The sequence below is a fragment of the Ruegeria sp. HKCCE3926 genome (genome assembly GCF_017872515.1).
Classification (GTDB): Bacteria; Pseudomonadota; Alphaproteobacteria; order Rhodobacterales; family Rhodobacteraceae; genus Ruegeria.
Map to the genome: position 1 here is coordinate 1 of NZ_JAEDOU010000012.1, position 21,124 is coordinate 21,124.

General features: G+C 57.6%; 16 protein-coding genes. 3 read left to right on the forward strand and 13 right to left on the reverse strand.

Features of this window, described 5'->3' with window-relative positions; all coding sequences use genetic code 11:
• Positions 1-115: 115 nt before the first annotated feature.
• Genes fusA through rpsL form a run of 3 tightly spaced genes read right to left on the reverse strand, consistent with a single transcriptional unit; the run spans position 116 to position 3,109 of the window.
• The gene (fusA, locus tag I9184_RS19775) at positions 116-2,233 is read right to left on the reverse strand and encodes an elongation factor G (protein WP_170347258.1); all 2,118 of its coding nucleotides are present in this window, start codon (positions 2,231-2,233) and stop codon (positions 116-118) included.
• A gap of 18 nt (positions 2,234-2,251) precedes the next feature.
• Positions 2,252-2,722 (reverse strand): 30S ribosomal protein S7, encoded by a 471-nt coding sequence (gene rpsG, locus I9184_RS19780; protein WP_010441203.1) that lies wholly within the window; start codon positions 2,720-2,722, stop codon positions 2,252-2,254.
• 15 nt (positions 2,723-2,737) lie between these two features.
• Positions 2,738-3,109 carry a 30S ribosomal protein S12 gene (gene rpsL / locus I9184_RS19785; protein ID WP_005621086.1) on the reverse strand — a complete coding sequence of 124 codons (372 nt, stop codon included), beginning with the start codon at positions 3,107-3,109 and terminating at the stop codon, positions 2,738-2,740.
• A gap of 390 nt (positions 3,110-3,499) precedes the next feature.
• Here rpsL and I9184_RS19790 point away from each other — a divergent pair, with 390 nt between their 5' ends.
• Together I9184_RS19790 and I9184_RS19795 are read left to right on the forward strand one after the other, a co-directional pair.
• Positions 3,500-4,306, forward strand: a complete 807-nt coding sequence (locus I9184_RS19790) for a putative rhamnosyl transferase (protein WP_209835513.1) — start codon at positions 3,500-3,502, stop codon at positions 4,304-4,306.
• Positions 4,293-5,117, forward strand: coding sequence for a glycosyltransferase (locus tag I9184_RS19795; protein ID WP_348539554.1), 825 nt, complete (start codon positions 4,293-4,295; stop codon positions 5,115-5,117). Before I9184_RS19790 ends, I9184_RS19795 begins: the two co-directional genes overlap by 14 nt.
• Here I9184_RS19795 and I9184_RS19800 read toward each other — a convergent pair.
• From I9184_RS19800 to rplK, 9 genes are all read right to left on the reverse strand, one after another.
• The gene (locus I9184_RS19800; protein ID WP_171725118.1) at positions 5,102-5,971 is read right to left on the reverse strand and encodes a DMT family transporter; all 870 of its coding nucleotides are present in this window, start codon (positions 5,969-5,971) and stop codon (positions 5,102-5,104) included. The two genes, I9184_RS19795 and I9184_RS19800, sit on opposite strands and share 16 nt — an antisense overlap.
• Before the next feature lie 90 nt (positions 5,972-6,061).
• Positions 6,062-6,544: a hypothetical protein gene (locus I9184_RS19805; RefSeq protein ID WP_171638234.1), complete on the reverse strand. Its 483-nt coding sequence runs from the start codon at positions 6,542-6,544 to the stop codon at positions 6,062-6,064.
• A gap of 186 nt (positions 6,545-6,730) precedes the next feature.
• Positions 6,731-10,972: a DNA-directed RNA polymerase subunit beta' gene (gene rpoC, locus I9184_RS19810; RefSeq protein ID WP_171638236.1), complete on the reverse strand. Its 4,242-nt coding sequence runs from the start codon at positions 10,970-10,972 to the stop codon at positions 6,731-6,733.
• A 50-nt stretch (positions 10,973-11,022) separates the two neighbouring features.
• Entirely contained in the window at positions 11,023-15,159 is a 4,137-nt protein-coding gene (rpoB, locus tag I9184_RS19815) for a DNA-directed RNA polymerase subunit beta (protein WP_171638238.1), read from the reverse strand.
• 250 nt (positions 15,160-15,409) lie between these two features.
• Entirely contained in the window at positions 15,410-15,787 is a 378-nt protein-coding gene (gene rplL / locus I9184_RS19820) for a 50S ribosomal protein L7/L12 (protein WP_152459178.1), read from the reverse strand.
• Positions 15,788-15,866: 79 nt separating this feature from the next.
• Entirely contained in the window at positions 15,867-16,385 is a 519-nt protein-coding gene (rplJ, locus tag I9184_RS19825) for a 50S ribosomal protein L10 (RefSeq protein WP_171638240.1), read from the reverse strand.
• A gap of 321 nt (positions 16,386-16,706) precedes the next feature.
• Positions 16,707-17,465, reverse strand: a complete 759-nt coding sequence (locus I9184_RS19830) for a nuclear transport factor 2 family protein (protein WP_171638242.1) — start codon at positions 17,463-17,465, stop codon at positions 16,707-16,709.
• A gap of 128 nt (positions 17,466-17,593) precedes the next feature.
• A complete protein-coding gene (gene rplA / locus I9184_RS19835) occupies positions 17,594-18,292 on the reverse strand; it encodes a 50S ribosomal protein L1 (RefSeq protein WP_171638244.1) in 699 nt (232 codons plus the stop codon).
• Position 18,293: 1 nt separating this feature from the next.
• Positions 18,294-18,743, reverse strand: coding sequence for a 50S ribosomal protein L11 (gene rplK, locus I9184_RS19840; RefSeq protein WP_037314971.1), 450 nt, complete (start codon positions 18,741-18,743; stop codon positions 18,294-18,296).
• 382 nt (positions 18,744-19,125) lie between these two features.
• Between rplK and I9184_RS19845 the strand changes: the two genes are divergently transcribed.
• On the forward strand, positions 19,126-20,355 hold the full coding sequence (locus I9184_RS19845) for a peptidoglycan-binding domain-containing protein (RefSeq protein WP_171638246.1): 1,230 nt from the start codon (positions 19,126-19,128) through the stop codon (positions 20,353-20,355).
• A gap of 86 nt (positions 20,356-20,441) precedes the next feature.
• Here I9184_RS19845 and nusG read toward each other — a convergent pair whose 3' ends face one another.
• Positions 20,442-20,975: a transcription termination/antitermination protein NusG gene (nusG, locus tag I9184_RS19850; protein WP_152459924.1), complete on the reverse strand. Its 534-nt coding sequence runs from the start codon at positions 20,973-20,975 to the stop codon at positions 20,442-20,444.
• Positions 20,976-21,124: the final 149 nt, after the last annotated feature.

Below are 21,124 nucleotides of genomic sequence, written 5' to 3' on the forward strand. Positions count from 1 at the left end.
CAATCGTGCCGATGTTGACGTGCGGTTTTGTACGCTCAAACTTTTCCTTTGCCATGATGGCCTCCTTTTTCGGTAATGAAGGGAGCGTGATACCCACGCTCCCTCAAATCTTCGCTTATGCGTATTTCGCCTGGATCTCGTCCGAGATGTTCTGCGGAACCGGATCATAGTGGTCGAACTGCATGGTGAACTGGGCACGGCCCGACGACATCGAACGCAGAGTGTTGATGTAGCCGAACATGTTTGCCAGCGGAACGAACGCGTCGATCGCGATTGCGTTGCCGCGCGGTTCCTGACCAGACACCTGGCCACGACGCGAGGTCAGGTCGCCGATGATACCGCCGGTGTATTCTTCCGGAGTGATCACTTCGACCTTCATGATCGGTTCCAGCAGCTTCGCGCCAGCTTTGCGCATGCCTTCACGCATACACATACGGGCCGCGATTTCGAACGCCAGAACGCTCGAGTCAACGTCGTGGAACTTACCGTCCAGCAGGGCAACCTTGAAGTCGATCACGGGGAAGCCAGCCAGAGGGCCGCTGTCCATGACCGAGTTGATGCCTTTTTCAACACCGGGGATGTATTCCTTCGGAACGGCACCACCAACGATGCGGCTTTCGAACGAATAACCTTCGCCCGCCTCGGTGGGCTGGATCTCCAGCTTGACTTCTGCGAACTGACCCGAACCACCCGACTGTTTCTTGTGGGTGTAGGTGTGCTCGACCGGCATCGAGATGGTTTCACGATAGGCCACCTGCGGTGCACCGATGTTCGCTTCAACCTTGAACTCGCGCTTGAGACGGTCCACCAGGATGTCCAGGTGAAGTTCGCCCATGCCCTTCATGATGGTCTGACCCGATTCCAGATCGGTTTCCACACGGAAGGACGGGTCTTCGGCGGCCAGACGGGCCAGACCCTGAGACATTTTCTCCTGGTCGCCCTTGGTTTTGGGCTCGACCGCGATCTCGATCACCGGATCGGGGAAAGTCATGGTTTCCAGAACCACCGGATCCTTCGCGTCACACAGGGTGTCACCGGTGGTGGTGTCTTTCAGACCCGCCAGCGCGATGATGTCGCCTGCAAACGCTTCTTCGATCTCTTCCCGGTTGTTCGAGTGCATCATCATCATACGACCGATGCGCTCTTTCTTGCCTTTGGTCGAGTTCAGGATCGAGTCACCCTTGTTCAGCACGCCCGAATAAATCCGGGTGAAAGTCAGCGAACCGACGAAGGGATCGTTCATGATTTTGAACGCCAGGCCCGAGAACGCCATGTTGTCGTCAGCACGACGGGCGATGTCACGAACTTCTTCCTCGTCACCGGGTTTGAAGCCCATGTAATCGACAACGTCCAGCGGGCTGGGCAGATAGTCGATCACAGCGTTGAGCAACGGCTGAACGCCTTTGTTCTTGAACGCAGAACCACCCAGTACCGGAACGAACGCGATTTCCAGTGTGCCCTTGCGCAGCAGTTTACGCAGGGTCGGAACGTCGGGCTCATTGCCTTCCAGGTATTCCATCATCGCGTCGTCGTCCATTTCGACGGCCGCTTCGATCATCTTGCCGCGCCATTCTTCAGCCATGTCTTTCAGGCTGTCGCGGATCGGAGCTTTGATCCAGCTTGCGCCCAGGTCTTCACCCTGCCACAGCCATTCTTCCATGGTGACCAGGTCGATCAGACCTTCCAGCTCAGATTCGGCGCCAATCGGGATACCAACCGGAACAGCACGTGCGCCGGTGCGGTCTTCGATCATGCGAACGCAGTTGAAGAAGTCTGCGCCGATCTTGTCCATCTTGTTAACGAAAACCATACGCGGAACCTTGTAGCGGTCAGCCTGACGCCACACGGTTTCGGTCTGGGGCTCAACACCGGCGTTTGCGTCCAGAACGCAGACGGCACCGTCGAGAACCGCCAGCGAGCGTTCGACTTCGATGGTGAAGTCAACGTGGCCGGGGGTGTCGATGATGTTCAGGCGGTGCTTGGGGGTATCGGCGGTTTTACCGTCCTCGGTGCGTTCCCAGAACGTGGTGGTCGCAGCCGAAGTGATGGTGATGCCGCGTTCCTGCTCCTGCTCCATCCAGTCCATGGTGGCTGCACCGTCGTGCACCTCACCGATGTTGTGGGATTTACCAGTGTAATACAGGATACGCTCCGAGCAGGTGGTCTTACCTGCGTCGATGTGCGCCATGATACCGAAGTTACGGTATAGTTCGAGCGGATATTCGCGTGCCATTTGGATAAGCCTCTAGAATTACCAGCGGTAATGGCTGAAGGCTTTGTTCGCCTCGGCCATCTTGTGGGTGTCTTCGCGCTTCTTAACGGCAGTACCGCGGGACTGTACGGCGTCCAGCAGTTCGCCGGCGAGGCGTTCTTCCATGGTGTTTTCGTTGCGGCCGCGCGCAGCGGTGATCAGCCAGCGGATGGCCAGAGCTTCGCGGCGCTCGGGGCGCACTTCGACCGGAACCTGGTAGGTTGCACCACCAACCCGGCGCGAGCGAACCTCGACCGAAGGTTTGATGTTGTCGAGCGCTTCGTGGAACACTTCGACAGGAGCGCGCTTTACCTTGTTCTCAACGCGGTCAAATGCGTTGTAGACGATGCGCTCTGCGACCGACTTCTTGCCGTCGATCATCAGGTTGTTCATGAATTTGGTCAGTACCTTGTCGCCAAATTTGGCGTCAGGCAGGACTTCGCGTTTTTCGGCGGCGTGACGACGTGACATATCAGCCTCTCCTTCTTACTTGGGACGCTTCGCGCCGTATTTCGAACGACGTTGCTTACGATCTTTGACGCCCTGAGTATCCAGAACACCGCGCAGGATGTGGTAACGCACACCGGGAAGGTCTTTCACACGGCCGCCACGGATCAGAACAACCGAGTGTTCCTGCAGGTTGTGGCTTTCACCAGGGATGTACGAGATGACCTCGAACCCGTTGGTCAGGCGCACCTTGGCAACCTTACGCATCGCCGAGTTCGGCTTTTTAGGCGTTGTGGTATAGACACGTGTGCAGACACCGCGCTTTTGCGGGCACTGCTCCAGGTGCATGGACTTCGAGCGTTTGACTTTGGGCTGCCGCGGCTTGCGGATCAGCTGTTGAATAGTTGGCATTCCGGTTCTTTCCCCGTTTTGCAACACACATGACATGCACGCGCGTTGCGTGCGGCTAAATTCGCTGCACTTATGCGTCCACAAGCGCAAAACCCACGAGCGTTCCCATTCCGAGGTGAACGTCGCGGTTGGTTCTCAGAGGGCGCGAACTGCAAAATTGTCCGGGCCTTGACCAGTTCATTACTGGAATCGGCTACGGGGCGGCCCCCGGTACCGAGATGACGCGCGTATAGGGGGAGTCGGCCCAAGTGTCAACAGCACGATACCGGCGCCCCGGCGCGCGCGTTGAATGCAGCCTGTAGGATTGCCATTCCTGCGCGCCGCTGTCCCGGTTGCGGCTGAACCGCCGCAAGGGCATAGTCGGGTCGAATATGTGCTGATGGATTACAGATGCAAGTGATTGGCCTTTGCCGGTTTTCCTATCCCGCAACCGGCGGTTTTCGGCTGAACCGGGATACGATCGAAGAGCAACGGCAATTTCTGTATGCCCCCGACAGGCTGGAAGAACGCTTTCGTCTTTTCGAGGCGATCACCCTGCCCGGTTTTCGCAGCCAGACCGATGAGACGTTCGAGTTGTTTGTTTTGACCGGGACGTGCCTGCCTCAGATCCATGCGGACCGGCTGCGCGACCTGACCGCCGGGATTAAACAGATCCGTATCATTGCAAAAAAACCAGGGGATCATAAGCAGATTGTACGAGAGGTGCTGAACACCGCCCGCGCGGACCCGCATCAGCCGTGCCTACAGTTTCGGCATGATGACGATGACGCCGTTTCCGTTGATTTCATAGAACGCCTCCGCGCTGCTGTTGTCGAAAACACAGGGCTGATGCTGCAGAGCGAGTCCGTCGGTATAGATTTCAATCAAGGGTACATCGCCCGGCGCGAAGCCCACGGAATTCGGGCAGCTCGGGTCTATCGATCGCTGCTGGGCGTTGGCCTGGGCATGCATGTTCAAGCCGGAAGCACGCGGACGATATTTGACCGGTTGCACAACAGGCTCGCCCGGTTCATGCCCGTGGTCAGCTATCCGGACACGCCCATGTGGGTTAGGATGCTGCACGATTTCAACGACTCGGACCACGCGCGCAAAGATACCAGCGAGTTGTCGCCTTTCACGCCTGAACAGGCTGAAGACTTGCGGGTACGGTTCTCGATCGACCCTGACGCGTTCGAGGCCAGATATGCGGCGCGCTGAGAAAATGCAGGTCATCGGTCTTTGCCGGTTTTCCTATCCCGCAATTGGCGGCTTTCAGACAACGCACGAGAGCGTCGAAGATAGACGGCAATTCCTGTACCAGCACGACAGGTTGGAAGAACGGTTTCGCCTGTTCGAGACGGTCGCCCTGCCCGGTTTCAAAAAACAGTCCGACGAAGATTTCCAGTTGGTGATCGTGGTCGGCCACTGCCTGCCCAAGCTGGCATTTGACCGCCTCAACGATCTGACCGGTGGGCTGAAACAGGCGCGCATAGTCGCGAAACCTCCGGGGCGGCACAGAAAAGTCATGCAGGATGTCCTGAATTCGGCACGGACCGATCCCGACCAACCCTGCCTTCAGTTTCGCCACGACGATGATGATGCAGTTGCCGTGGATCTTGTCGAGCGGTTCCGGGGCTGTGTCAGGGAATGTGTCGGCTTGTTCGAAAGGCACGCGATGGTCGCCGTTGACTTCAACTGCGGTTATCTGGCCCGCGCCAATTCCGAGGGGATACAGGCCACGCGCGTGCATCGCCCGTTGATCACTGCCGGTCTGGGAATGTACGTGCGGGGCGGGCAGCGGAAGTCGATCATGAATTTTGCCCATAACACGATCAACCGCGCGATGCCCGTTGTGACCCGACCCGACAGTCCGATGTGGGTAAGAGGATTGAACCGGTTCAATGACTCACCGCGAACCAGAAACATGGATGTCGCGCTCAACCCTCTTACCCGGCAGCAGGAGCTCGAGTTTCAAACCCGTTTCGCCATTGATCCGGACATGGTCAGACGGAGTCACGCCAAGCCCTGACGCGCACGTGCCCGGAACAAGGTGAACAGACCGGCACCCACGATCAGGACAGCACCCAGCATCGTCAGGCTGTCAGGCCATTCGTCAAACACGACCCAACCCAACCCGAGCGCCCAGATCAGACTGGAATATCTGAATGGTGCAACGAATCCGACATCTCCCTGACGCATGACCATGACGCTGAACAAATAGCCAAGCAGCACAAACACGGCCGCCGCCGCGACCAGGGAACCCGCCGTTGCCGAAACCACAACCCATCCTTCGAAAACCGAGGCTATTGCCGCGGCCCCCGCTATGGAAACCGAGGTGGCAAGGGTAACCAGCATTGACGGCACGTCGGCTGACATGCGTCGCGTGATGAGGTCCCGAACTGTAATCGAAACCACTGCAACCAGCGCATAGATGGAATACACGCTGAACCCCTCTGGCCCGGGTCTTACGATCAGCAGCATTCCGACGAACCCCACGGCGATTGCCAAAGCGCGTCGCCAACCAACCTGTTCGGAAAAAACCAAAGCAGCACCCAATGTTACCGTAAGCGGCAATGCCTGAAGAATGGCCGTAACATTGGCAAGCGGCATGTTCTTCAGCGCCGTCAGGAAAAAGAATGTTGCCGCCAGCTCCGCAAGGCAGCGCAGTGCAACCAGCCATTTGTCATGGCGCGAAAAATTCAGATGCAACGTGCCCAGTGACCGGGCAAGTACATAGATCAGAAATACAGCCAGGAACCCGCGCATGGCCACCAACTGAAACAATGGCAGATCCTGCAAGGCAACCTTCACCAGCGTATCGTTCAAGGTAAAGGCAGCCATGCTGCCCATCATCAGCAAAGCGCCTTTGGTGTTTGGAGTCATGCTGCTTCGGGCTCCAGGGCTATTGATCGCCCCGCATTGGCCGCCGAGTCGGGCTGGATGTCAATAACGCACCACGGGGTACAGAGATCATCAACCGAATGGGAGGATGGTCCCGAACAGGTTCAGGCTGGAAGGCTCTGTCGTGTCTTTTACAAACTCAACCCAGTCTTCCCCGTATACAAGTTCGAAAAACACAGGATATTTCCACACGAAATTATGAAAGGAAAAGGTCGTCACCAACGCACCAACCGTGAGCGCCCCGGCGAACTCTCGCAGTTTACCTTTCAAAAACAGCATAACCATGATGCAGGCCCCGCCTGCGAGGCCGAGGCTGACGAAATCCTGCGTTCCCACTTTGCCGGGCACCGGAATGCCAACCGATTGATATTGAATCAGGCGGGACAGGAAGACCGCAATAACACCCAGTATAAAAGCCCCCAGAAACGCAGCGGGATAACCCAGACGTTGCCAGATACTCTCGGTTCGAGGCAGAGGCGACTTGCGTGTGCTTTCTTCTGAACGCTTCTTGATCCGTGCCACACGGTCCTCGAAAGAGTTGCCTTTGGTGTCCATTGTTCAGCTCAATATAATCCGAAAACACAGAATATCGCTAAACCACCGATTGCAGAACCACAAGCCTGATGCAATCGGGTCAAAGGCTGTGCTCTGTCACGACGGTTCACAATTGCGCACCTGGAGCGGCAACAAAAAAGGCCCCACGAAATCGCAGGGCCTTTTTTTGGTTTTGAATGACGCGGTTTATTCGCGGCTTTCCGGTGTTTCGACCAGAACGTCCAGCTCATCCCCGACCATATCATCATCCATGATCGGTGCGGCCAGGGCGGCGGCGGCCTCGGCCTCTTCCCGGCGGGCTTCGATCACCACATTGTCACGCGACTGCGCGATGTGGCGGACAGCCTGCGTCGCCCCACCGGTACCGGCGGGGATCAGACGACCGACGATGACGTTCTCTTTCAGGCCGACCAGCTTGTCCTTCTTGCCCTGAACCGAAGCTTCGGTCAGCACGCGGGTGGTCTCCTGGAACGACGCCGCCGAGATGAACGAGCGCGTCTGCAACGAGGCCTTGGTGATCCCCAACAGGATCGGCTCACCCTGAGCAGGGCGACCACCGCGGGCGATGGTCTTTTCGTTGGCCGCGTCGAACTCCTGCTTGTCGACATGTTCGCCCTTCAACAGGGTGGTGTCACCCGAATCCAGGATCTCCCACTTCTGCAGCATCTGGCGCACGATGACCTCGATGTGCTTGTCGTTGATCTTCACGCCCTGCAGACGATACACGTCCTGCACCTCGTCGATCATGTAATCCGCCAGCGCTTCGACACCCATGATGGACAGGATGTCATGCGGAGCCGGGTTACCGTCCATCAGGTATTCACCCTTCTGGATGAAGTCCCCTTCGGCGACCGGGATGTGCTTGCCCTTGGGCACCATGTACTCGATGGTCTCCATGGACTCGTCAGCCGGCTCGATGCTGATGCGGCGTTTGTTCTTGTAGTCGCGGCCAAAGCGCACGTAACCATCGGCCTCGGCGATGATCGCGTGATCTTTCGGACGGCGGGCTTCGAACAGTTCGGCCACACGCGGCAGACCACCTGTGATGTCCTTGGTCTTGGCACCTTCGCGCGGGATACGCGCGACGACGTCACCGGCTTCGACCTTCTGGCCGTCTTCGACCGACAGGATCGCATCCACCGACATCGGATAGTGAACCGGGTTGCCCGCATCGTTGCGGACCGGCTCGCCATCTTCGCCAACCAGAATGATCTCGGGCTTGAGGTCGCTGCCCTTGGGGGCGGCGCGCCAGTCGATCACGATCTTCTGGGTCATGCCAGTTGCTTCGTCGGTCTCGTCGCGGACAGCGAGGCCCGAAACCAGATCGACATATTTTGCAGTACCGGCTTTCTCGGCGATGATCGGCAGGGTGTAGGGATCCCACTCGAACAGCTTGTCGCCACGGGCCACCTTGGTGCCGTCCTTGACGAACAGCTTGGAGCCGTAGCCCAGCTTGTGGCTGGCACGCTCTTCGCCGTGTTCGTCCTTGATCACCAGCTTCATGTTCCGGCCCATGACCAGGCTTTCGCCGGCTGCGTTGACCAGAATCTGCGGGTTCTCGAAGGAAACGATACCTTCCTGGCTGGCTTCCTGGAACGACTGCTGACCACCCTGCGCAACACCACCGATGTGGAAGGTCCGCATGGTCAGCTGTGTACCGGGTTCACCGATCGACTGCGCCGCGATGATGCCGACAGCTTCACCTGTGTTCACCATCGTACCGCGTGCAAGGTCACGACCATAGCAGGTTGCACAGACGCCTTCCTCGGACTCACAGGTCAGAGGCGAGCGGATGCGCATCGACTGAACGCCGGCTTCGTCGATCGTGTCGGCCATACGTTCGTCGATCAGCTGACCGGCTGCGACGATCACCTCATCGGTGCCCGGACGCAGAACATCGTCAGCCGCCACACGGCCTAGCACACGTTCGGCCAGCGAGGCGACAACCTCACCGTCGTTCACGGCTGCTTCGGCGGTGATCGCACGCTCGGTGCCGCAGTCGATCTCACGAACGATGCAGTCCTGCGCCACATCCACCAGACGACGGGTCAGGTAACCCGAGTTCGCCGTCTTCAGAGCGGTATCCGACAGACCCTTACGGGCACCGTGGGTCGAGTTGAAGTACTCGAGAACGGTCAGACCTTCTTTAAAGTTCGAGATGATCGGCGTCTCGATGATGTCACCGTTCGGTTTGGCCATCAGGCCACGCATACCGCCCAGCTGTTTCATCTGAGTAACCGAGCCACGCGCACCCGAGTGGGCCATCATGTAGACCGAGTTCGGCTCCATGTCCGACCCGTCTTCGGCCTTGGCAACGTCCGAGATCGTGCTCATCATTGCCTCGGTCACGCGGTCGTTACACTTCGACCAGGCATCAACAACCTTGTTGTACTTTTCGCCCTGAGTGATCAGGCCGTCCATGTACTGCTGTTCAAAGTCTTTCACCTGACTGCGGGTGTCATCGACGATGCTCCACTTGTCGCCTGGGATGACCATGTCATCCTTGCCGAACGAGATGCCCGCCTTGAACGCTTCTTTGAAGCCCATCGACATGATCTGGTCACAGAAGATAACCGACTCTTTCTGACCGCAGTAACGGTAGACAGTGTCGATCACCTGCTGCACTTCTTTCTTCCGCAGCAAGCGGTTGACCAGCTCGAACGGCGCCTTGTTGTTCATCGGCAGCAACGCACCCAGACGCAGACGGCCCGGAGTGGTTTCATAGCGCTTCTGAACTTCGTTGCCTTCCTCGTCGATCTGCGTGATCCGGGCAGTGATTTTCGAGTGCAGATGCACCTCACCCGCGTCCAGCGCGTGCTGAACTTCGTCGATCGAACCAAAGACCTTGCCTTCACCCGGCATGCCTTCGCGTTCCAGGGTCACATAGTACAGACCCAGGATCATATCCTGCGACGGAACGATGATCGGCGCGCCGTTTGCAGGCGACAGAACGTTGTTCGTCGACATCATCAGAACACGGGCTTCCAGCTGCGCCTCAAGGCTCAGCGGGACGTGAACGGCCATCTGGTCGCCGTCGAAGTCGGCGTTGAAGGCCGAACAGACCAGCGGGTGCAGCTGGATGGCTTTACCTTCGATCAGGACCGGCTCGAACGCCTGAATGCCCAGACGGTGCAGCGTCGGCGCACGGTTCAGCATGACAGGGTGTTCGCGGATCACCTCGTCGAGGATATCCCACACTTCGGGACGCTCTTTCTCGACCAGTTTCTTCGCCTGTTTCACAGTCGAAGACAGACCCTTGGCTTCAAGGCGCGAGTAGATGAACGGCTTGAACAGTTCCAGCGCCATCTTCTTGGGCAGACCACACTGGTGCAGCTTGAGTTCCGGACCGGTCACGATGACCGAACGGCCCGAGAAGTCGACGCGTTTCCCCAGAAGGTTCTGACGGAAGCGACCCTGCTTGCCTTTCAGCATGTCCGACAGCGATTTCAGCGGGCGCTTGTTGGCGCCGGTGATCACGCGGCCACGACGGCCGTTGTCGAACAGAGCGTCAACGGATTCCTGCAGCATCCGCTTTTCGTTGCGGACGATGATGTCAGGCGCGCGCAGTTCGATCAGACGCTTCAGACGGTTGTTCCGGTTGATCACGCGGCGATACAGATCGTTCAGATCCGAGGTCGCGAAACGGCCACCATCCAGCGGAACCAGCGGACGCAGTTCCGGCGGAATGACCGGGATCACGGTCATCACCATCCATTCGGGACGGTTGCCCGACTCGAGGAAGGATTCAACAACCTTCAGACGCTTGATGATCTTCTTGGGCTTCAGCTCGCCGGTTGCTTCGGCCAGATCAGCGCGCAGCTGCTCGGCTTCGGCTTCCAGATCGATCTGGGCCAGCATCTCACGGATGGCTTCAGCACCGATATTCGCGGTGAACGCGTCCATGCCATAAGCATCCTGCGCGTCCATGTACTCTTCTTCGGTCAGCATCTGGCCGTAGGTCAGGTCGGTCAGACCGGGCTCGATGACGACGTAGTTTTCAAAGTACAGAACGCGTTCCAGATCGCGCAGCGTCATGTCCAGCATCAGACCAATGCGGGACGGCAGCGATTTCAGGAACCAGATATGCGCAACGGGCGCGGCCAGTTCGATATGACCCATACGCTCGCGGCGGACTTTTTGCAGGGTGACTTCCACACCGCATTTCTCGCAGACAACGCCGCGATACTTCATCCGCTTATATTTGCCGCACAGACATTCATAATCTTTGATCGGGCCAAAGATGCGCGCGCAGAACAGGCCGTCACGTTCAGGCTTGAACGTCCGGTAGTTGATGGTTTCGGGTTTCTTGATCTCGCCATAGGACCAAGACAGAATCCGCTCGGGCGACGCCAGTGAGACCTTGATCTCGTCGAATACTTTCGGCGGCGTCAGCGGGTTGAACGGGTTGTTGGTGATTTCCTGGTTCATTTGTTACCTCAAATCTTGCGGAAGGGGGGACGGGAGAAAGGGCAGCGCCCTTACTCCTCAACCTCCGCATCCAGGAGTTCCATATTCAGGCCGAGGCCACGGACTTCTTTCACCAGAACGTTGAACGATTCCGGCACGCCCGCTTCAAAGTTATCCTCGCCCTTGACGATCGACTCATAGACCTTGGTCCGGCCGGCGACGTCATCCGATTTCACCGTCAGCATCTCCTGCAGGGTGTAGGCGGCGCCGTAAGCTTCCAGAGCCCAGACCTCCATCTCACCAAAGCGCTGACCACCGAACTGCGCCTTACCACCCAGCGGCTGCTGGGTCACCAGGCTGTACGGCCCGGTCGAACGCGCGTGGATCTTGTCGTCCACAAGGTGGTGCAGTTTCAGCAGGTACTTGATGCCCACGGTGACCGGACGCGCGAATTGCTCACCGGTACGACCGTCGAACAGGATCGACTGACCGCTTTCCGAGAAGCCCGCGCGCACCAGCGCGTCGTTGACGTCAGCCTCTTTGGCGCCGTCAAAGACCGGGGTTGCGATCGGAACACCGCGAGTGACGTTGCTGGCCGCTTCGATCAGCTGGTCCTCGTCCATGCCGCTGATGCCCTCTTCATAGACATCCTCGCCATAGGCGTGTTTCATCGCGTCACGTACCGGCGTCAGATCGCCCGAACGGCGGTATTCCTGTAGCGCCTCATCGATGTTCAGACCCAGACCGCGTGCGGCCCAACCCATGTGGGTTTCAAGGATCTGACCAACGTTCATACGCGACGGCACACCCAGCGGGTTCAGACAGAAGTCAACCGGCGTACCATCGGCCAGGAACGGCATGTCTTCCATCGGAACAACCTTGGAAATCACACCCTTGTTCCCGTGACGACCAGCCATCTTGTCGCCCGGCTGCAATTTGCGCTTCACGGCAATGAAGACTTTGACCATCTTCATCACACCCGGCGGCAGATCGTCGCCACGACGGACTTTCTCGACCTTATCCTCGAAACGGGCATCCAGAGCGCGCTTTTGCACTTCGTACTGCTCGTTCAGAGCCTCAACGATCTGTGCATCCTGCTCGTCTTCCAGCGCCAGCTGCCACCACTGACCACGGGTCAGGGTTTCCAGCAGCTCCTCGGTGATCACCGACCCTGCCTTGACGCCTTTCGGGCCTTTGACAGCGGTTTTACCCAGGATCAGACCTTGCAGACGCGCATAGATGTTGCGGTCAAGGATCGCCAGCTCGTCGTCCCGGTCACGGGCCAGACGTTCGACTTCCTCACGCTCGATCTGCAGCGCACGCTCGTCTTTCTCGACACCGTGACGGTTGAAGACGCGAACCTCAACGACCGTACCGTAGTCGCCCGGCTTCACGCGCAGCGAGGTGTCGCGCACGTCAGATGCTTTTTCACCAAAGATGGCGCGCAGCAGCTTTTCTTCCGGGGTCATTGGGCTTTCGCCCTTCGGAGTGATCTTGCCGACCAGAATATCGCCCGGTTCAACATCCGCACCGATGTAAACGATGCCCGCCTCGTCGAGGTTGCGCAGCGCTTCTTCACCGACATTCGGGATGTCGCGAGTGATTTCTTCCGGACCCAGCTTGGTGTCACGGGCGGCGACTTCAAATTCCTCGATATGAACCGAGGTAAAGACGTCGTCACGCGCGATACGCTCCGAGATCAGGATCGAGTCTTCGTAGTTGTAACCGTTCCACGGCATGAACGCGACGACCACGTTCTTACCCAGGGCCAGTTCACCCATATCGGTCGACGGACCATCGGCAATGACTTCGCCCTTCTGGACGGTGTCACCCACCTTGATCAGCGGACGCTGGTTGATGCAGGTGTTCTGGTTCGAACGCTGGAACTTGCGCAGACGATAGATGTCAACGCCAGCGTCGCCCAGTTCCAGATCTTCAGTGGCACGGATAACGATACGCTGGGCATCGACCTGGTCGATGATACCGGCGCGTTTCGCCTGGATCGCAGCACCCGAGTCGATCGCAACCTTTTCCTCGATGCCGGTACCGACCAGCGGTGCCTCGGCCCGCAGCAGCGGAACCGCCTGACGTTGCATGTTCGAACCCATCAGAGCGCGGTTGGCGTCGTCGTTTTCAAGGAACGGGATCAGCGATGCAGCAACCGAGACCAGCTGTTTCGGCGACACGTCGATCAGGTCCACATTCTCGCGCGGGGCAAGCGTGTAGTCACCCGCCTGACGGGTCGAAACCAGATCGTTGATGAACTTGCCATCCGTATCCAACGTCGCGTTGGCCTGTGCCACGGTATGACGCATTTCCTCGGTCGCGGACATGTAGTGGACCTCGTCGGTCACCTGCCCGTCTTGTACGACGCGATAAGGGGTTTCGATGAAGCCGTACTTGTTCACGCGGGCGAAGGTGGCCAGCGAGTTGATCAGACCGATGTTCGGACCTTCGGGCGTTTCGATCGGGCACATCCGGCCATAGTGGGTTGGGTGAACGTCGCGCACCTCAAAGCCCGCACGTTCACGAGTCAGACCACCGGGGCCAAGCGCCGAAAGACGGCGTTTGTGGGTAACCTCGGACAGCGGGTTGGTCTGGTCCATGAACTGCGACAGTTGCGAGCTGCCGAAGAATTCACGAACCGCGGCCGCCGCCGGTTTCGCGTTGATCAGGTCCTGTGGCATGACGGTGTCGATCTCGACTGACGACATACGCTCTTTGATTGCGCGCTCCATGCGCAGCAGGCCGACGCGGTACTGATTTTCCATCAGTTCGCCGACCGAACGCACACGACGGTTGCCGAGGTGGTCGATATCGTCCACATCGCCTTTGCCGTCGCGCAGCTCCACCAGCGCCTTGATGCAGGCCACGATGTCTTCGCGGCGCAGGGTACGCAGGGTGTCAGGCGCATCCAGTGCCAGACGCATATTCATCTTCACGCGGCCAACAGCGGACAGATCATACCGCTCGCTGTCGAAGAACAACGTGTCGAACAGAGCCGACGCAGCCTCGACGGTGGGCGGCTCACCCGGACGCATGACGCGGTAGATGTCCATCAGCGCGCTTTCACGGTTCAGGTTCTTGTCCTGAGCCATGGTGTTGCGCATGTAGGGGCCGACATTGACGTTGTCGATGTCCAGTACCGGGATGTCGGTGATACCCGCGTCGATCAGTTCCTTGACGGTACCGCCGATCAGGTCGCCATCCTTGTCGTATTCCAGGGTCAGCTCATCACCGGCTTCGACATAGATCGCGCCGGTTTCTTCGTTGATGATGTCCTTGGCGACAAACTTGCCGACGATGTGATCAAACGGAACCAGCAGATCAGTGACGGTGCCTTCGTCGATCAGCTTCTTGACCGCGCGTGGGGTAACTTTCTTGCCCGCTTCGGCAATCACTTCACCGGACTTGGCGTCAACCAGATCATAGGTCGGACGGGTGCCGCGCACGCGCTCGGGGAAGAACGGTGTCACCCAACCCTTATTCTTGTCCAGCTTGTAGGACACGGTGTTGTAATACGCGTCCATGATCGCTTCCTGATCCAGACCCAGCGCATAAAGCAGGGTTGTCACAGGCAGTTTGCGGCGACGGTCGATCCGGGCGAACACGATGTCCTTGGCGTCAAACTCGAAGTCCAGCCAGCTGCCGCGATACGGGATGATGCGGCAGGCAAACAGCAGCTTGCCCGAGGAATGCGTCTTGCCTTTGTCGTGGTCAAAGAACACGCCGGGCGAACGGTGCATCTGCGATACGATCACACGCTCGGTCCCGTTCACGACAAAAGTGCCGTTCGGCGTCATCAAAGGCATATCGCCCATGAAGACATCCTGCTCCTTGATGTCCTTTACCGATTTTGCGCCGGTGTCCTCATCGACATCGAACACGATCAGACGCAAGGTAACCTTCAGCGGTGCGCTGTAGGTCATGTCGCGCTGCATGCACTCTTCGACGTCGTATTTGGGTTTTTCCAGATCGTATTTCACGAATTCCAGAACGGAGGTTTCGTTGAAATCCTTGATCGGGAAAACCGACTGGAACACGCCTTTGATGCCTTCGCCGTCAGTGGGCTGCTCTGCATCGCCGGAGCGCAGGAAAAGATCATAAGAAGATTTCTGGACCTCAATGAGGTTCGGCATTTCCAGCACTTCGCGGATTTTGCCGTAATATTTACGAAGACGTTTCTGGCCAAGGAACGTTTGAGCCATGTCAGATGTCACCTTTCGATGTTCTCAGCGGGCAAAGACACCGTCGGGCCCCGGCATCTTGCACAATCGAGACAACACGTCCGGATCAATTCATGGCCACCGTCCCGAAGGCGGCCTCCCGATCCGAAAACCGTGTCTTAGAAAACGCCTCGCGTCTTGAGGCCCTTTCTAAGACAGGTTCGGCTGGACCCGGATTTCTCCGGACCCAGCCAAATTTTTCGGCACATCAGCGATGCACCTGAGACCAAGCTTAGGCCAGCTCGACTTCGGCGCCAGCTGCTTCCAGCTTGGCTTTGACGTCTTCTGCTTCTGCTTTGTCCACGCCTTCTTTGATCTTGCCGCCGGCTTCGACCAGTTCTTTGGCTTCTTTCAGGCCCAGGCCGGTGATGCCGCGAACTTCTTTGATGACGTTGATTTTCGATGCGCCGGCGTTCTTCAGAACGACGTCGAATTCGGTTTTTTCTTCCTCAGCTGCACCGCCGGCGTCGCCAGCTGCACCTGCGACCATTACGGCGCCGCCAGCTGCGGGCTCGATGCCGTATTCGTCTTTGAGGATGGTTTTCAGTTCTTGTGCTTCCAGCAGGGTCAGACCCACGATGCTTTCTGCGAGTGCTTTCAGATCAGCCATTTTATCAGCTCTTTCCGTTTACAGTGTGTGTTCCAACGTCAGGGCAAATGCCCCACGCAGATCATTCAGTGCCAACCGCTTACGCAGCTTCCGCCTTCTCTTCGATGGTGGAAAGGATGCTTGCGATATTGCTTGCAGGTGCGCCAATCGCGCCGGCGATGTTCGAAGCAGGTGCGCCAATGCAGCCCACGATCGAAGCAATAAGCTCCTCGCGAGACGGCATTTTCGAAACAGCTTCGACGCCTTTGCGGTCCAGAGCGTTCTCGCCCATTGCACCGCCAAGGATTTCGAACTTCTTGTTCTCCTTGGCGAAGTCCTCGGCCACTTTGGCTGCTGCCACAGGGTCCTCGGAATAGGTCAGAACGGTCATCCCTGTCAGCAGGTCGGCCATGCTTTCACACGGCTTACCCTCAAGGGCGATTTTGGCGAGCCTGTTTTTGGCAACACGCACGGAACCGCCCGCTTCGCGTGCACGCGCGCGCAGGTCCTGCATCTCGGCAACTGTCAGACCGGCGTAGTGGGCAACCACTACGACGCCAGAGCTTTCGAAGATTTGGCCGAGTTCCTCGACCACTTTCTCTTTCTGGGCTCTATCCACAGTTCTCTCCAAGTTAGGGGCGAAATCTCACCCCGGCTCATATTTGCCGCAGCTTTCGCTCCGGCGTTCAGGTCCTTGTTACGGGATTGGCCAAAATGCGCCCGAGGGTGGGACCCCCAGAATTCTTTGGTCTTACCCGTCTCAGGCAGGGAATTAAGGGGCCGAATGGACCCACCCACCGTCTTGGACGAAACGAAACAAAGCGCACGACGAATCGCACGCTTTGTTCCGCAGGTCTTCTTAGGGCAGATAGAGGAGGTTTCCAAGGGGTAAATTACACCCAATTCAGATCATACAACACCCAAATTCCAAGGGCATGTTTCAGAACTTCCCGTTGTCGTTTTTCCATTCCTCGCGCGGCGGAACCGCTTCGATGGTGTTCCAATGTTCGACGATCCGATCAGCGTCCCAGCGATACAAATCATAAAAGCTGGAATGCACCCCATTTCTTTCCCCTTCGCACACGCAAAGGACGAAATTTCCCTCTGCCAAAACCCGATGCAAATGCTTGTAGACAAATTTTGTCCCGCTTTCGCTTGTTCCTTCCAACACGTTCTTGAGCGCTACGATTCCGTCGGCCATGTCCGGATTGTGCTGTTTTAGATCCTCTGCAACAAAGTCCGCCAATCTGTCAAACCTGCGCTTTATCAGAACGTCTGTGACAAACATGCTGCTAGCGGCTCGGTTTTCTTCCGTCTTCTCCAGGTCCGTTACTTCGGTGTGACCATCCAGCATTCCACACCCAGAAAGGTTTGGACCGCGCAAGGGCTGAATGTTGTCCCAATGCTCTACGGCTTTGCCATCTTCGAACCGAAACACCTCAAACGCGGCGCGCAGGCTACTGAAATCGTACTCGATATGCGCAAAGGCAAAGTCGCCATCCTCGAAAACCCTTTTGAATGTAACCTTGGGCGAGGTTTTGGACAGCCTTGCGAACAGGTCGGCAATACCTTCGCTGCCTTCGTGAGTTTGAGGGTTGTGCTGGATGTACTTCTCTTCATTCACAACCGCTGCCGCCATGGCGTCACCGGTTTCCAAACCCTTAAGAAATCTTTGAAGGAGTTCGCGCTTAGTTTCCATAGCCATGGTCCGTTCGATTGCCAGAACTGAAATGCATGCGATTTATCTTCGCACCGAACCCGGCAAAATGAAAATCCCGGGCAGTTTGCACCACCCGGGATCAATACTTTACAGCAGATTTGTCTGGCTTACTCGCCCGAGGCCTCTGCTACATCAACGGTCACACCGGGGCCCATGGTCGAGCTCAGCGCGATTTTCTTCATATAGGTGCCTTTGGCGCCCGACGGTTTCGCCTTGGCAACAGCCGAGACAAACGCGCGGACATTTTCAGCCAGTTTGGCTTCGTCGAACGACGCTTTGCCAACACCGGCATGCACAACGCCGCCTTTTTCCGCCTTGAACTGAACTTCACCGCCCTTGGCTGCTTCCACGGCCGCTTTCACGTCCATGGTCACGGTGCCAACCTTGGGGTTCGGCATCAGGTTGCGGGGGCCCAGAACTTTACCCAGACGACCGACGATCGGCATCATGTCCGGGGTTGCGATGCAGCGATCGAATTCGATGGTGCCGCCCTGAATGGTTTCCATCAGGTCTTCTGCGCCAACGATGTCCGCACCTGCTTCTTTCGCTTCGTCGGCCTTGGGGCCGCGAGCGAAAACAGCAACGCGCATCGCTTTACCGGTGCCGTTCGGCAGACCGACAACGCCGCGAACCATCTGGTCTGCGTGGCGGGTGTCAACGCCCAGGTTCAGTGCGATTTCGATGGTCTCGTCGAATTTCGAGGTTGCATTGGCTTTGACCAGGGCAACTGCTTCTTCAACCGACAGGTTTTCCTTGCCGGCGACAGCTTCGCGCGCAGCGCGGGTACGTTTACCGAGTTTTGCCATCTTACTTCACCTCGATGCCCATAGAGCGGGCCGAGCCCAGGATGATCTGCATTGCGCCTTCGACGTCGTTGGCGTTCAGATCTTTCATTTTGGCTTCGGCGATTTCACGAACCTGCTTCGAGGTCACGGTGGCCACGGTCTCACGACCGGGGTTTTCCGCGCCACGGGGGCGGTTACGCTTGCCGACCGGCTTCAGACCAGCTGCTTTTTTCAGGTAATAAGACGCGGGCGGCGTCTTGATGTCCATGGTGAAGGACTTGTCCTGATAATAGGTGATCACGGTTGGGCAAGGTGCGCCCTGCTCCATGTCTGCGGTCTTGGCGTTGAACGCCTTGCAGAATTCCATGATGTTGATGCCGCGCTGACCCAGCGCCGGACCAACTGGCGGTGACGGGTTCGCCTGACCTGCAGGAACCTGCAGTTTCATTGTACCAGCAAGCTTCTTGGCCATTTGGTTTTCCTTTCAACTTGGGTGAAACGCGTCCCACCCAGATTATGTTGCGTGGTCCGGTCCGGGATCGCGACCCCGGCAACCTCCCACGAGAGAATCTCGCCCGAAGACGATAGAGGCGGCGTTTACATGGGATCAGGAGAGATGACAAGTGGTTGGCGCACCATTCGGGTTGTACCGAATCAAACCCTGAGAGGATTCTTGCTGCCTGCGTGATTACACGCGAATGTCCGCGCGGTTCCAAATTCCTCTAACAATCTGCAAAGACATGTAAAACCGCCAGTTTTCAGCCAATTGAACGCGACATTGGCGCTTGCTTCGCCACAACGCAGATGACCGTGCTATACTCCTTAAAAATTGTGATTATTGGTGGAGGTTAATTATGATACTTCGTTTAGCTTTAACTCTTGGCATCGCCTTTTCTCTTGCTGCTGCCATCCCTCAAACGGCGCGGGCCGACGCTGGAGAGTTTCTTGGTGGTGCGGTCGTCGGCGGGATCGTTGGTTACGCAATCGGCAAGGACCAACAAAAGAAGAAATCTCAGAGAACAACTACATCGAACCGCACCTATCGGTCAGGCATTCCGTCGACCACGCAAGGCGCGCAAACCCAGACTGCGCTCAATTACTTCGGGTACAATGCAGGAAGGGTCGATGGTCAGGTCGGTCGTGGCACCCGGTCCGCAATCGAACGCTATCAGGCCTCGATGGGTTATCCTATAAACGGCTATGATTTTCAGCCGTATCAGTATGATTTTCTGATGCAAGCCTACTATTGGGCCACAAGCGGTGGACAGGCAACGACTCAACTTGCGGGCCAACCGCTTCTGATGGCGTATCGCCGTCAGGTGCAGACGGGATCTGCTTTGGCTACTGCCCCTCAGGCGCCGGCACAAGCCGCCCCGGCACAACCTGTTCCGGTTGCGACACCGCAAGAACCTGAGCCGGAGACAACCGAAACAACGTCTGCCAGCCTGCCGAGCCTGTTTTCCGGCGGCACCGGAGGCCCGTCGCTGGCCAATCGCTGTAGCGGGGTCATGCTGCAAACATCTACCAATGGCGGCTATACGACCCTGGCGAACATGTCCGATCCCGACTTTGCGCTCAGCGAGCAGTTCTGTCTTGCCCGCAGCTACGCGATGGCGCGCGGTGAAGATCTGATTCAGGATATCCAGGGGCTGACGCCGGAGCAGGTGAGTGCTCAATGCGACTCGTATGGTGAAATGGTGGCGCCTCAGGTTGATGCTCTGTCTATCAATTCGAAAACCGAGGCTGAAACCCAGATGCGCAAGCTGGCGCTGGACTCGGGCCTCAGCCCCCAAGATCTTGCCGCGACAAGTAAGGTTTGCCTTGCGATTGGCTATCGTCAGGACAACATGGATGCCGCACTTGGGTCTGCCCTTATGCTGGTCGCAATGGGTGAGCCCGCCTATGGCGAACTGATTGGCCACCATCTGCGCGAAGGCTTCGGTGTACAGAAACGTCGCGATCTTGCGATGCAGTGGTATGACGCGAGCCTGTCGGCCCTGGACGCCGGATCGCAGGCTGTGTTCCTGCCTTCCCAGACCGACCGCCCGCAACTCTTGCGCGCGGCCATGGTTCAGGCGCAATAGGTCGTTACGTTTTCAGCGAATACCCAAACAAAAAGCGCCGCGTTGCCCTTGGCATCGCGGCGTTTCAATTCTCGAGGAACGTTTCCTCAGCTCTGCTTGGTGACCTGCGTGAAATCCAGCTCGACCGGAGTTTCCCGGCCGAAGATCGAAACCGAAACCTTCAGCTTCTGGTTTTCGTCGTCCACACCTTCGACCATGCCGTCGAAATCTTCGAACGGGCCATCGTTGACTTTGACCTTCTCACCGACCTCGAAGCTGATCATCAGCTTGGGTGCTTCTTCACCTTCCTGAACACGGTTCAGGATCTGGTTCACTTCGGCGTCGCGCATCGGCATCGGGCGGCCTTGCGGGCCCAGGAAACCGGTGACGCGGTTGATCGAGTTGATCAGGTGGTACCCCTGATCCGACATTTCCATATGCACCAGAACGTAACCAGGCATAAATCGGCGTTCGGTCGTGACCTTCTTGCCCCGGCGCACTTCGATCACCTCTTCGGTGGGCACCAGAACTTCGTCGATATCGTCCTCAAGGCCCTGTTCAGCCACCGACGTGCGGATCTGTTCTGCGATCTTCTTTTCGAAATTCGAAAGAACGCTGACCGAGTACCACCGTTTCGCCATGAACCTGTCGTCCTTGTTTGTCTTCGGGGTATCAAGCGTACCGGACACACCCGTCATTAAAATCTTGCCACGCCATCCGGAATAAAAAGCGGCGCGCAGCCCGAATCGCCACACGCCCATTCCGAATAGTACCGCGTCACCTACTCTGA